The organism is Treponema denticola, from assembly GCF_024181405.1.
Classification (GTDB): domain Bacteria; phylum Spirochaetota; class Spirochaetia; order Treponematales; family Treponemataceae; genus Treponema_B; species Treponema_B denticola_D.
On record NZ_CP051302.1, the window covers coordinates 1,625,557 to 1,639,294 of the forward strand.

The following is a 13,738-nucleotide window of genomic DNA, read 5'->3' on the forward strand; positions in this document are numbered from 1 at the left end:
AGTTAAGCCCTCCTCCGTCCCTTAAAATAGACATAGCAAAAAAACGGGGCACCTGCGAGGGCAGTGATTGCACCCACCGGAAGCTCTTGGGGGGATAAAATAGTTCTTGCCGTCATATCGCATAGAACCATCGCAGTGCCTCCTATACAAAAGGACAAGGGGATCACTATCTTATGTCTTGCACCAACGAGCTTACGCACAATATGAGGAGAAATCAAATCGATAAAACCGATTATGCCTACAAATGAAATTACTGTTCCCGTAAGGGCTGAGGCTAAAAACAAAAGAATCCATTTAACTTTTTTTGTATCTACTCCCATAGTCTTAGCCTGCTCCTCGCCGAAGGTAAGCAAATCCATCTCGTGTGAAAGACTTGTAAGAATCAAGGTTGCGGCAGCACAGATAGGCAATAACACGTTAAAGTTTTTTATATTTTGACTTGCAAAGCTTCCCATCTGCCAAAATATCAGGCGGGCCATTCCGTCCCTGTTAAGGGCGATTATGATGGTTATAATTCCGTTTATAAAAAGAGAAAAAACTATACCTGTTAAAATAATCGTCGAGTTTTCAAAATTCCTATCAACCAAGGCCGCAACTTTAACCGAGGCATAAACTGTAAGAAGACCTGCAAGAGTTCCTGCAAGAGGAAGAGTAAAAGCGGGTATTAAAGGAAGAGTGAATCCTGTTAAAATTACCAGAGCCGCTCCTAAGGCGGCGCCGGATGAAACACCCATTGTATAAGAAGAAGCCAGAGGGTTCTTTAAGATGCTTTGCATTACGGCCCCGCTTACGGCAAGGGAACCGCCTGCCAAAAAAGCGACCAGAACCCTAGGCAGTCTCACATTCCAAACTATTGCAACAAAGGTCGATTCAATACATGAAATTTCTTTTTGAGTTATTTTTGAAAATATGATTTTGATAATATCTTGGGGCGGAACAAAGACAGAACCTATTCCTATCCCCAAGATTAGAACAAGGATGCAGGCAGCAATCGAGCCTGCAAGCTTGAATTGAAGTTTCATTATTTATAGATTTCGGGATAGACGGCTTTAGCCATTTCTTTTAAGGCCTTTATAATGTTATGGTTAGGTCTTGAAGAAGAATTTGTATCAATACCGAAAACCTTTTTGCCCTTTACAGCTTTAAGAGAAGCCCAGCCTGATCTGGCCATTATTTCATCAATCGGATTAGGTATATAATTTACATTGGTCAAAATTACATCAGGATCCTTAGCCAAAACCATTTCATCGGAAACTGATACCCACTTTTGTTGATCGGCAAGAATATTTTGAGCTCCGATAATTTCTATCATCTCATTGATAAAGGTTCCTGTTCCCAAACTGTACATATAAGGTGCGGCCCCTATTTCAAAGTAAACGGTTTTCTTTTTATCTTGAGCAATAGAAGCACCCTTTTTTCGTACAGCTTCTATTTCCTTTTTCATGTTTGCAATAATTTTTGCTCCGTTTCCTTCCTGTTTTACGACGGCAGCTATGTATGCAATATCAAGATAAATGGCCTCGATACTCGAAGATGAAGGAATGTTGACAACACAGATACCGGCATCAATTAAGGGAGAAAAAGGAGTGTTACCTTTTGCATTCGACATCCCTGAGATAAAAACTACATCCGGTTTTAGGGCAATCAGTTTTTCTGCATCGGGCTTCATCATATCAAAATACGGAATATTCTGTTTTAAAAGCCCATCCTTTTGGGTATTGGTATCGGCAGCAATAATCTTGTCGGCTACACCTAAATCAATAAGGATTTCCGTAGTAGACGGAGCCATCGAAACAATTCTTTCCACCTTTGCAGGTAAGGTAATCGGAGCACCTGCCCTATCCATCGTTAAATCAATCGAGGGAAGGCTTGCTTCTTTTGCTCCTCCTGCAAAAACCATGGTGCCTGCAGCCAAAAGCATGGCCAGCACAAAGAAAATTTTCTTAAAATTCTTCATAAACCTACTCCTTAAAAAAGTTTTTGAAGGATTATCAAATCCTGAAAAAAGTTTTTAAGTGTGTACAGCAAAGCACACACTTAAGACAATACTCTGAAAAAAGTTTTACTTCCTATTGGCTAAGGCAACAATTCTGTTCATCTCGTTATTGATGATCATGTAGCCTTCGTCAACGCCCATACCGGGTTTTGCAAGCTGCTGGGCGGCTCCGGCGGCAACGGAACAGTTTACGATAACCTCAGCCGAGCGGTTGGTTTCGTTACAAGTTCCTCCGCAATAAGCGCCTACACCCTTTTCTTTGCAGTAAAGGATAGCTTCGATCGTGTTGTTGATTCCGCCAAGGTCGGGGGTTTTAATCTGAATCATGTGGCCTGCACGGTTATCGGCAAAGTACTGAATGTCTTCGAGGGTATTGCACCATTCATCGGCAACAAGCTCTACCTTTACGCCGTTATCGTCAAGGCTCTTTGTGAGGGCTGCAAGTACCTGCATTTGCTTTTCTCTGTCGCCCATGTCCATCGGACCTTCGATTCTAAGTTTAAAAGGAGCTGCTGCTGATTCCAGCGTTTTAAGATAGGCTGTCATCTTGGGAACATCGTTATTTGTAAAGTCTCCGATTGTGCCGTATACGTCAATATGGAAAATAGGATTGTAGTTTTTACAAGTTCTCATGGTTTCGACCCTGTTTTTAAGCCACTTAACATATTCTAAAAGCTTTTCGCCGTTTTTACCGGTTTTTTCTTCAACATTGTTAAAAAGACCGTGGGGGAGAACTTCAGCCTGCTTTATAATCATTTTATCGGCATTTAAGTAGCGGTCATCGCCTGACTGAGTAAATATCGGAATTCTCTTTATTTGGCAGCCTGTTTTGTATTCTTTTACAACAACTTCGGCCATCGTTATGTGCTGGGACTTTGCAACGGCATCAAGAATAGCTTGAGATATGCCGTAGCGTAAAGCTGTGTGCATTCTTTTTCCGTTTACCTTGTGCTCCTCAAATGTCTTAGCCATTTCCCTAAAGTTTGTAATTTCTTTTCCTACAAAGAGGGGCTTTATATCCTTTTCAATTACGGGAATAAAGTCCTTTGCCAAAAAGAGTGGATCACGTCCGCCGGCTCCGGAATACTGTACTGCAGCACAGTCTCCGTATGCAACCTGTCCGTCTTCGAGAATAAACATAACGGAAATAGCTTCGCCTGCCTGTCTGATTGAGGTAAAGCCTTCGGTTACGGGTTTCCCCGTATAAAAAAATCCGTCATGACCTGCACCCATCTTGATAGCCTTTTGGTCATCAAAATAGAAACCTGTTTTGCCTTCTGCGCAAATAACATCAACAATTTTCATCTTCTTCTCCTATAAAAATTTTTTGCATGAAACATCAGTTTCCGAAAAAAGTTTTTTCAAGTGTGTGCTGCAAAGCGCACATATACAATAAGAATTTTATCGTTTAGCCGGTCTTCCTACAAGAACACCGGAACTTACGGCATAAACATCATCAACCGACATTTGGAAATCAACCTCCCTCTTATCTGCCTTGGCCCTCTCTTCAAGTTTTCCCCTGTTAAAGTCAAGAATGTCCTTTGTAAAGGGCAGATTTCCCGGCATCAGATAGCGGATACATCCGTCATTGTCTCTGGCAGGCATTACCTTTCCGGCATTGTACTGGGAGGGGGCAAAGGGAATGTCGATTACTCCGGCTTCAAAGGCCTTGATAGTGCCTTCAACCAAATCACCGCCTCCTATCTCATAGACTCTGTCCATAATACACTTTGTTTCTGCCTTGATAAGCTCAATTTCCTGGGCGAGTATTCTTGAATCGGGATAACGCTGTCCCTTCAAAAGGTTTAGAACCATTTTGGTAGCCTTGATGCCTCCTGCGTTTGCTTCTTTGGTAGGAATACCGAAAGCTTCATGCGGAGTTTTAACGATTACCTTTGTAGCTCCGGAAAGAGCAGCTGTGGTACTTCCCAAGGAGATAAGACCATAGGCTCTGGACTCATCGGCAGGGAAGCCTCCCATCCATTGATGGAAAACCGTGGTGATGCACATATCCTTGTAGCCGAACTTTTTCATATAGTCCTTTGTAATTTCTCTTAAAGAAATAACGGCTGCAACATCCTGTGTCATATTTCCGCACATACCGTAACCTACGGTAATGCTCTTTACACCCTGCTCAGCGGCCAGTAGGGCTTCGATAACGCCTACTGCAATAGCAACAGAAGGCGGAACGAGGGTTCCTGTAAGGGGACCGAAAGGTTCTCTGTTAAGGTGGACTCCGTTTTCTTCATAAAATCCTACGAGGCGGTCGGCATATTGCCAACACATTATACTGTGTTCAATTGAAACGGCCTTTGCATAGGGAACATTGTAGCTTATACCTCCGCCTTCGTTAGAGGTATAACCTCCGGCATGAATGATCTCTGAAAGAAGACGGGCATCGGGGGTTCCGTGTCTTGCCTGTAAGGGAAGATTTACGGCTTCCAAAACCTGACGGCAGGGGCCTACACCCCAGTTTACGGCAGGGAAACCGTTCATAAGAGAGCGGCCTGCCTTTTTTGAAGCTTCAATACCGGCTTCACCCTCTTCATATCGGTTTTGACGCGTATAAGCGTCAATTGTGCTGGGCAAAAAGTCGGCGCCTCCTTCATCCTGTAAAAACTGCAATAGATTAATGTGTTCATCCAACAGGGGAACACCGGCACGAGGCTGGGCCGTAGTTATACCTTCTTTGTCCGCTTGTTCAAGTTTGATTGCAAAGTTTTTTTCAGGCGGGATCTTCTTTAAATAATCGATAGACTCTTTTAAGTCAACATCCTTTCCCGTGGGCCATGTTTGGAGAATTTCTTCTCGCATCTCCATAAACTCCCCTTCGGGTATTTTTTTATTTTTCCATCTCATACTCTTGCTCCTAAAGTATAGTGCCCCATTGTATCACAAGGATGATATAGCTTCAAGAGGGAATACGGTTTTTATTGATTACCAATTAATTAATCGCTTCTACTTCTTCTTTTGTGAGACCGGTGACTTGCATTATTTTTTTTACAGAATCACCGAGCTGTTTTAATATCTTTGCCGTTTCAAGGGCTTTTTGGTAAGCCCCTTTATCAAGACCTTCTTGATAACCCACATGTTTCCAAGAGGCCTTGTCATGTTCGTATTTCATGCGGTTTTCATAGAGCCATTTTTCTTTTGGACTCATTTCCATTAACTCAATAGTGGAATTTGCCTTCCGCATCATAGGGGATTCTTGTGCCAGCATATTACGTACCTCCTCATCATCAGTTAGGGGAAGAAAGACAACCCGACAGAACAGGTTTTCTTTCCTCCCCTATAACCTCTCCTATCTTCAAAAGAACCGCTTAGGGGCTCCGCCCCTAAGAACCCGCATTGTTATCAAATTTTTAGTTTAATCTTTAGTTGAGATTGTGAACAGAGGGATGTCAAATCTCATTTTTTCAACTTTTTCACTTTTACTTTTGTTCTTCATCCTTCATGCTTTTTTCAATTTGTTTTACATAGTCTTCGCCCCAGTAATCGCAGAGGATTGCGTAGGCTTCGGCTTGGAGACAGCCGGTAAAGTCACGCTTCAATTTGCTTATAATTTTTTTAAGCTGGTTATTGCAGGCGATGCGTAATTCATCTATATATTTTTCGTCAAGGGGATGCTCATGAATATAGGAAAAAATAAGGGTAAAGACAGAGGAAGCGGAGCAGATTTTTTCCCAGCGATCGAGGCTTGTAACTTGAACAGCTGAAGATATACCCGTATCGTTAATATAATTATATACAAAAGAATCGATGCCGTAGTACGAGGGCTTTTTTAAAAGCACAAAAAAATACAACAAGAGGTCTTCGGACATAATACAAAAAATATTGGGAAGTTCGGCATATACCTCTTGTAAAAGGCTGGTACGAAATAGTTTAGCACATAAAAAACCTGAGTGTTCTTTTTTAATTAAAAAATTTTCAAGAACTTCGTTTCCCGAAAGAAAACCCGAATGTATCGACTGCACGCTTTTTGAAAAAGCGTCGAATCTTTCCGCATTTTTTTTATCTGCCGTATCGAACTGAGGAACTGACAGCCGCATTTTGCCGTGAATAATATCGGCTGCATCGGAAAGATTTCCGTTGCCGGAAGCAAGCAGTCCATTATAAAAGACCAAAAGAGAATCGCTGGGCAGGGTATCGTCCGGGTCAGCAAAGAAAATGTAGGAACCGGAAGCGGCATTTGCCGCCGTTCTGCGAGCTTCAAAAAGTCCCAGATTTTTGCGGTGTTCCAAAAGAGTCAGAGTAATACCGAGGTTTTTAAACTTTTTTTTATAGGGTTTAAGGATTTTAGGTAAAGCATCACCGCCAGGACTTCCATCATTTACGATGAGCACTTCTATGGGCAAGGTATCTTTATTATTCGAAAAAAAGCCGCTCTTTTGAACGGCGTTTTTAAGCAGCAGGTTCTGAGCTAAAATACTATCCAAAAGAGCAGGCAAAGAGCTTTCCGTTCCGTAAACCGGAACGGAAAGACTTATAAGGGGCCTATTCACTTGTCCAGATGAATGAGCCACCGGAATAGTTCAATTGTTTTGAGAAATTGATTATAGCATGAGTAACCGTTTCATCAGGATGAGCCCAGTTTCCTATATCAAATACAAACACCTTATTTTTATTTCTGGGAGTCGTTTCCTTACCGTAATAGCCGTCGGAAGCTATAACGAGTTTCTTTGGCTTAACTGCAATAAATCGGTAGGGGGCGAATTCTCCAGACGTTGCAGGCCTAAGACCGTCGTTTTTATACAATACAACAACATAAGAACCAAGGGATTTGGTATTCCCGATTTTAAGCAGTTTACCGCCTATAAACACCTCCGTTGCTTTGGAAAAAATGTCCTTTATATATCCCTTTTGGTTAGTTGTAAGACCGTATAATACGCCGTCTGAAATATAGAGAGCATTGAGGTCTTCATTGATGTATGCGTTTGCCTGTTCCGCTGTCCAATGAGAAGGAGGAACCACAACATTAGGATAGTTTGTCGATGTTTCATTAACAACGGTTACGGTTTCAACAGCACTAATAATTGCCGGAGAGCCAAGCGATTGATGCGCATATTTTTTAACCGTAATCTTGTATTTTTCATTGGGAGAATCCTTACCCGTTACGGTTTTTACCGCAACAAAAATGCCGTCCTTATTTGCCGCCATTGCAGTAACGGTATCATTCTGGCCTAAATCAGAGAGTGTTATGTTCCTTTGTTGGGCAGCATGAGTAAAATCATCGGTATACCATGCAAGCCGCCCTATGTTGTGACCATGTCCGGACTCAAAATAGTAGAACAAAATTGTTTTTCCTGCATCGTCAGGTACGGACGAAACGGAAACTGCAATAGTCGTCGGTTTCTCGGATATATCCTTTTCTCCGTCAGTCTCATAGTTTCCGTCATCTTCTAATACATATCGGTATAATTTTTCATTGTTATCTTTACCCGAAACATAGAAATTTCCTGCGCTGTCATAACAAAATACGTCGCTATATAAAACACCGCTGGACTCGTGGACGCTGGAAGTTATAAACGGATTAGCCCCTGACAAGTCCTCATCACCTTTTTCTACCTGATAGTAATTCATCCCACTTCTTGAGGAGCCGTCATATAAAGATTCCCACACCACAGTCTTCGTATTGGGCGTTCGCCATTCTTTCCATTCGTTATACCACTTTGCAGGCCCGGCATCACTAAAACTCAAAGCGTTTGTTGCAATATTAATGGCTGCTATACGGTTGCGGTTTTTAACGATCCGGGAACCTGCGGGAGTATCGACGGCATCGAAGCCGTCATCGGCTATGTAGATGTTTTCGTCGTCAAAACCGATTACCTTTACCGCCCCGTAAAAATTTTCGGAATAATAAGAGGCGGGCACTGCCCGATTTTCAAAGCCTACGCTGTTTGAAAAACCGATTTTTACATGATTCCCCGCCAAATTGTTTATATTATAGCGGACAACCCCGCCTAAAGAGTAAAGGTTAGGATCACTTGATGTTATACTTTCATTAACTGTATTAAAAAGCACATATACATAATCGCCGCGGATAAAAATATCTTTTACTTCTGATGGCTTGCAATGGTGAATATCAATATGAGAATTAATCAGAATGTCTGAATGAGATCCCCCGGTCAAACTTGCGGCATTTATTATGTTGTTAGGAGGTAGTGGTGGTAGTGGTGGTGGTGGGCTACTTACACGCAGCCATGCAACTCTGCCGTTATCTACGGCAAAAGGCTTGCTCACAGAGGCAGGGGAACCGGAAACAGTACCAGAACTCAAATCGTTCTCATTTATTTCCTTTAAGCCTCCACCTATCCCGTACATTTTCCCCGTTGTATAATCGTTTGCGAGAAATTCGATCGTCGTTGTTGCCGGATGGACATCAAGTTCACCCTCACTCGTATAACGGACAAGATAGGTATCGTTGGGTTTATATCTGACATAAAGACGTCCCTTACTGTCGCGGCCAAAGCTGTACTCTTCATTTGAAACGGGAGCATTAATTTCTTTTCCGCCCATGTAGAATTTTAACTCATAGGCATCTTGCCCCGAAACCTTGATTTTTTTCTGTGTAAACAAAAGATTGTTTAAACCTGAAATTTTTTTGTTTAAGAGAACGGTTACCTTATTCTGACCTGAGGCTACGGTGTGAGAAGCCCTTCCCGACCATTGACCGGATGGGTTAATTGCCGTAACTATTATCTCTATCTTTTCACCGATAGGTACAAGCTCAACCAGTGACTTGGGTTCTTCGGCACTTAGTTCTCTTGTTACCGTGTAGCCGTCTTCTCTGATTATATTGATTTTCATAGGAGAAGACGAAAGAACGGGAAGCCCGTTAGCATCCAAGGCTCTGGCACCGTCGGGCAGGGTTCCGTCAAAGTTCACAATAAGCTCGCCGTATTCTTCTTTTAAAAACAAATTACAGGATGACACCATCAAAACAAGTATCATCAAAATAAAAATTAATGTCTTTTTCATAAAAACCTCCCAAAACAAAGGTCAATTTTTGAATATAACCGCAAGGGACGAAAAAAACGCTAAAATTTTTAATTGCATTTATTTATAAATTGCTTACACAGCCTTAGCGGTTTACTCCCATCTTCTGTTCTTCCATTATACATCAAAAAAATTAAAATACCAAGCAAAATTTGGAAAAATTACAAGCTTTTTATGACCTTTGTCATCTCATCAAGTCCGGCAACCTCGATACTGTCCTCAGGCGGATAGAGGGCTCCTCCATAATAGATTGAAGGATTTGCCTTGGTAGACGGTTCCTCTCTCCGTTTTAGGGCTGCAAAATGAATCTGATCAACACCGGTAAGTTTGATTATTTTTGAAGCGTTTTTTTCGGTAATTCCGCCGCCGGGTAAAATTTCGATTCGGCCTTTTGCACGTTTTACCATTTTGGCAATTAAATCGGCACCCTCATAGGCTGTAGGCTCTTGCCCGCTCGTTAAAACTCTTGTAAATCCTAAAGAAATAAGCTCATCCAGGGCCTTTAAGGGATCAGGGACCACATCAATGGCTCTGTGAAAAACCTTATCCCTGCTTCCTGCAATTTTTATCAAAGCTTCACACCGTTTTTCATCGATGGTTCCGTCTTTTTTTAAAAAACCGAAGACAAGACCGTCTGCTCCGTTATCTATAAAAAGTTTTGCATCTTCAAGCATAGTCTTATATTCATAAGAAGAATAAAAAAAACCGGCTGCTCTGGGCCTTACCATGGCCATAACCTCAAGATGGGTTTCCTTTTTAACCAACTTTAAGGTTCCAAGAGAGGGAGTCAAGCCTCCCAAAAAAAGAGAAGAATTAAGTTCAATCCTTGAAGCTCCTACCTTTTCCGCCAAGACGGCATCCTCAAAGGATCCCGCACAAATTTCTATTTTAACATTTTTCATATAAATACCCTTATTGGCCATTAACGGCCTTTCCTATTTTAAAAAATGAAGACGAAAATGTCAACATCAAAGACAAGCTATTGTCAAGAAACAAATAAAAGGTTACAATGAAAAAATGAATAAGAGTAATAAAACAATCCCTGTTCTTTTAAAGGAATTAAAAGACCTTGAATCAAAACTGACGGAAGCTTATAAACAGCTTGGAAATAAACTCATCAAAGATACGGCAGATCCTGTTGCAGAAGCAAACGGGGTTTCTCAAGAAAATTTTCTTCAATGGCAAAAGCTGCATGACGAAAGAAAATTTTGTACTGAAAGCGTTTTGGACATAAAAAACAACAATACCCGCCTTTCAGAATTGGACAGCTTTAAAAAACAGATAAAAGACAGGCTCTCGGATACAAAAAAAGAAACGGAAAAAATAAAGGGAGTTTTTTTACTCAAACTTTACAAAGATTTTTTGCCTCAGTGTGCAGCTCTTTTTGATTCTCTATCTGCCGAAATACACACGGAAGAAGCAAAAATACATGAGGCCCAAGAAAAAATAGAAACCTTAAACGCCGAGAAAAAGGATGCAAACTTTTTTGCTAAGATCGGCATCTCGGGCAAGATTTCTTCCCAGGAATTAAAGGTAAAAAATTCCGAAAAAAAGATTAAAAATATTTTAACAAAATCGGATATAGATATTTACAATTCTCAAGAAGTAAAAGCTCTTTATGATGAAGATAAGCTTTCATCCGAACTTAAAAAAACTTTCGAAGAAATTTTAAAGCTCGGTACCGACTTAAGCGATTCGGAAAGCCGCCTCAAAATGATAGATGAGGAAACAGGCTTTGTTACTCAAAAATTAGCCGATGCCGGTGCAGACAAAAATTCAAAAAAACGGATCGATAACTTTACAAGCAGAATAAAAGAAATAGACGAAAAAATAGACCTTATTTTGGAATCTGCCGGTCTAAAATACACGGAAAATTTTTACTCGCCGGAAGGAGATTCGGCTCTTGGGGAAAATCCTTCAGATGTCGAACTTGGAAAATATGCAGAATATCTAAAAAAGGCCGGTAAATACCTAAAAGAAATAAGCAAAACAAAATACAATATAGAATTTTGCGAGATAATGCAAAAAATTAGAGCGGAAGAAAATCAAATTCAAAATCTTAACCGCACAATCAAGAATTGCGAAAACGCCATAAAGGAAGCCGAAAAGAAAATAGGCAACTCTGAAACGGCCATCAAAAACTCGGAAGCTAAGATAGCCGATTTAAAAGACTTCGCAGCCGGACTTGAAGAAAAGTTTTTGGATAAAACCTCTGAACAGGTTACGGAGGAAGAGTAATGGCAACAAAAAAAGCTGTTTACGATGAGTCCAAAATAAAAACCTTGAGCTCCCTTGAACACATCCGTTTGAGAACAGGTATGTACATAGGCCGCTTAGGCGACGGCTCAAATCCCGATGACGGTATCTATATCCTCGTAAAAGAGGTTATAGACAACTCGATAGACGAGTTTATAATGGGAAACGGCTCCCGCATAGAGATTCAACAAGAAGAAAACAAGATAACGGTCCGCGACTTCGGGCGGGGTATTCCTTTAGGAAAATTGGTAGAATGTGTTTCGGTTATAAATACCGGTGCAAAATATAACGATGATGTCTTTCAGTTTTCGGTCGGCTTAAACGGAGTCGGAACAAAGGCTGTAAATGCCCTTTCGGAACATTTTAGGGTTGTAGCCGTGCGGGACGGCAAATATGCCGAAGCAATCTTTGAAAGAGGAAAGCTTGTAAGCGAAAAAAGCGGAAACACAAAGCCCGGAATCAAAAACGGAACTCTGGTAGAATTCATTCCCGATACAAAAATTTTCGGGGACTATAAATTCAATTTGGACTTTATCGAAAAAAGAATTTGGAACTATGCCTATTTAAACTCAGGCCTTACCTTGAGTTTTAACGGAAAACTTTTTAAATCCGAAAACGGTCTTTTGGACTTGCTTGAATCCAATGTAGGAGCTTCAACAATTTATGAGGTCTGCCGATTCAAGGAAAAACAGCTTGAGTTTGCTTTTTCGCACACAAACAATTACGGCGAAACCTACTACTCCTTTGTAAACGGACAATACACTTCCGACGGCGGAACCCACCTTTCGGCTTTTAAGGAAGGCTTATTAAAAGGCATTAACGAATATTTTAGAAAGAACTATAAGAGCGAAGACGTAAGAGAGGGAACCTGTGCTGCCGTTTCAGTAAAAATTCAAGCTCCCGTCTTCGAAAGCCAGACAAAGAACAAGCTAGGCAACACCGAGGTACGCTCTTGGATAGTCAACGATACAAAGTCGGCAGTAGTTGAATGGCTGCAAAAAAATGCGGACTCTGCCGCAAAACTTGAAAGCAAGATAATTGCCAACGAAAAACTCCGCACCGAGCTTAACACGGTAAAAAAAGAAGCAAAGGCAGCAGCAAAAAAAATTGCCATAAAGATTCCGAAATTAAAGGACTGTAAATTCCATTTAGGAGACGGAAAATTCGGTGAAGACACCATGATCTTCATCACCGAAGGAGACTCGGCTACAGGGGCAATGGTTTCAAGCAGGGATGTTTTAACGCAGGCAATTTTTTCTCTTCGAGGAAAACCCGAAAACATGTACGGCAAAAAACGGGCTCAGATATACAAAAACGCCGAGCTTTATAATATGATGATGGCCCTGGGCATCGAAAACGATATTGAGGGCTTGCGCTACTCTAAAATCGTAATCGCAACTGATGCGGATAACGACGGCTTTCATATCCGTAACCTGCTTTTAACATTCTTTTTAAGCTATTTTGAAGAGCTGGTTACCTCAGGACGGGTTCATATCTTAGAAACTCCCCTATTCAGGGTACGCACCAAAAAAGAGACAAACTATTGCTATTCCGAAAAAGAAAGAGATGAGGCCGTAAGCCGCCTTGGGGCTTCTTCCGAAATTACCCGCTTTAAGGGCTTGGGAGAAATAAGCCCAAAGGAATTCGGGCAATTTATCGGGCAGGATATAAAACTCCTCCCCGTAACGGTTCAAACCCTAAAAAAAGTTCCTTCAATTTTGGAATTCTACATGGGCAAGAACACCCCCGAACGCCGCAAATTTATCATGAAAAATCTTCTGGCCGAGATAGACGCTTAATTACCTCTCCGGCGATTAAAAGTCCGGCGATTGAGGGCACCCATGCAGCCGAAGCCGGAGGGTTTTGTTTTACGGTACATTCGGTTTTAGAATAAAGCACCTTCAAGTGCTTAACATTCCTTTTTTTAAGCTCGGTACGCATTATTTTACAAAGGGGGCAGACACTTGTTCTGTAAATATCTGCAAATTCAAAATCGGCGTTTAGACGGTTTCCGCAGCCCATCGCCGAAATAAGCGGTACCTCATTTTTTTCGGCTTCGGCTGCAAGAAAAAGTTTTAGGGCTATTGTATCGACGGCATCAACTATAAAATCTACCCTTTTAAAAAAATCTTCGCCTAAAATTTTATAAAAATTATCGGGCAGGATAAAGGAACTTACAGCTTTTATTTTACATGCCGGATTTATATCGGCAATACGCTCCATTGCAATTTCGGTCTTAGCTTTTCCGATGGTAGAATAAAGGGCATAAAGCTGACGGTTGATATTGCTTTCTTCTATCTTGTCGCCGTCAATCAAAATAAGTTGCCCTGCCCCGTTTTGGGCAACCCCGCTTCGAGCAAGAGCCTCGGCAGTATAGCTTCCCACGCCTCCCAAACCGAAAACCGCAATCCGTGCGTCTTCAATTTTCTTTAAATTTTCAGAACCTAAAAGAGGCTCAAACCTCGATAAAAAACTCATAGTTCTAAAAAT

10 protein-coding genes and 1 pseudogene are annotated in these 13,738 nt (G+C 41.3%); 2 read left to right on the forward strand and 9 right to left on the reverse strand.

What is annotated here, in order from left to right:
* Positions 1-2: 2 nt before the first annotated feature.
* From HGJ18_RS07700 to HGJ18_RS07735, 8 genes and pseudogenes are all read right to left on the reverse strand, one after another.
* Entirely contained in the window at positions 3-1,022 is a 1,020-nt protein-coding gene (locus HGJ18_RS07700; protein ID WP_253695439.1) for a FecCD family ABC transporter permease, read from the reverse strand.
* The gene (locus HGJ18_RS07705; RefSeq protein WP_253695451.1) at positions 1,022-1,957 is read right to left on the reverse strand and encodes an ABC transporter substrate-binding protein; all 936 of its coding nucleotides are present in this window, start codon (positions 1,955-1,957) and stop codon (positions 1,022-1,024) included. Before HGJ18_RS07705 ends, HGJ18_RS07700 begins: the two co-directional genes overlap by 1 nt.
* A gap of 105 nt (positions 1,958-2,062) precedes the next feature.
* Positions 2,063-3,301: a methylaspartate ammonia-lyase gene (locus HGJ18_RS07710; protein ID WP_253695453.1), complete on the reverse strand. Its 1,239-nt coding sequence runs from the start codon at positions 3,299-3,301 to the stop codon at positions 2,063-2,065.
* A 96-nt stretch (positions 3,302-3,397) separates the two neighbouring features.
* Positions 3,398-4,855, reverse strand: a complete 1,458-nt coding sequence (locus HGJ18_RS07715) for a methylaspartate mutase subunit E (RefSeq protein ID WP_002691028.1) — start codon at positions 4,853-4,855, stop codon at positions 3,398-3,400.
* An 85-nt stretch (positions 4,856-4,940) separates the two neighbouring features.
* Positions 4,941-5,240 (reverse strand): annotated as a pseudogene (locus tag HGJ18_RS07720) (PD-(D/E)XK nuclease family transposase); the annotation flags it as partial.
* Between the two features lie 187 nt (positions 5,241-5,427).
* Positions 5,428-6,498: a glycosyltransferase family 2 protein gene (locus tag HGJ18_RS07725; RefSeq protein WP_253695455.1), complete on the reverse strand. Its 1,071-nt coding sequence runs from the start codon at positions 6,496-6,498 to the stop codon at positions 5,428-5,430.
* Positions 6,491-8,974 (reverse strand): hypothetical protein, encoded by a 2,484-nt coding sequence (locus HGJ18_RS07730; protein ID WP_253695457.1) that lies wholly within the window; start codon positions 8,972-8,974, stop codon positions 6,491-6,493. The genes HGJ18_RS07725 and HGJ18_RS07730 overlap by 8 nt, the downstream gene beginning before the upstream one ends.
* 179 nt (positions 8,975-9,153) lie before the next feature.
* Complete coding sequence (locus HGJ18_RS07735; RefSeq protein ID WP_253695458.1) at positions 9,154-9,894, reverse strand: copper homeostasis protein CutC; 741 nt, start codon at positions 9,892-9,894, stop codon at positions 9,154-9,156.
* A 115-nt stretch (positions 9,895-10,009) separates the two neighbouring features.
* Between HGJ18_RS07735 and HGJ18_RS07740 the strand changes: the two genes are divergently transcribed.
* A complete protein-coding gene (locus HGJ18_RS07740) occupies positions 10,010-11,230 on the forward strand; it encodes a hypothetical protein (protein ID WP_253695460.1) in 1,221 nt (406 codons plus the stop codon).
* On the forward strand, positions 11,230-13,047 hold the full coding sequence (locus tag HGJ18_RS07745; protein WP_253695462.1) for a DNA topoisomerase IV subunit B: 1,818 nt from the start codon (positions 11,230-11,232) through the stop codon (positions 13,045-13,047). Before HGJ18_RS07740 ends, HGJ18_RS07745 begins: the two co-directional genes overlap by 1 nt.
* Here the strand turns inward: HGJ18_RS07745 and HGJ18_RS07750 are convergent.
* Positions 13,013-13,726 (reverse strand): tRNA threonylcarbamoyladenosine dehydratase, encoded by a 714-nt coding sequence (locus tag HGJ18_RS07750; RefSeq protein WP_253695468.1) that lies wholly within the window; start codon positions 13,724-13,726, stop codon positions 13,013-13,015. The genes HGJ18_RS07745 and HGJ18_RS07750 overlap by 35 nt on opposite strands.
* Positions 13,727-13,738: the final 12 nt, after the last annotated feature.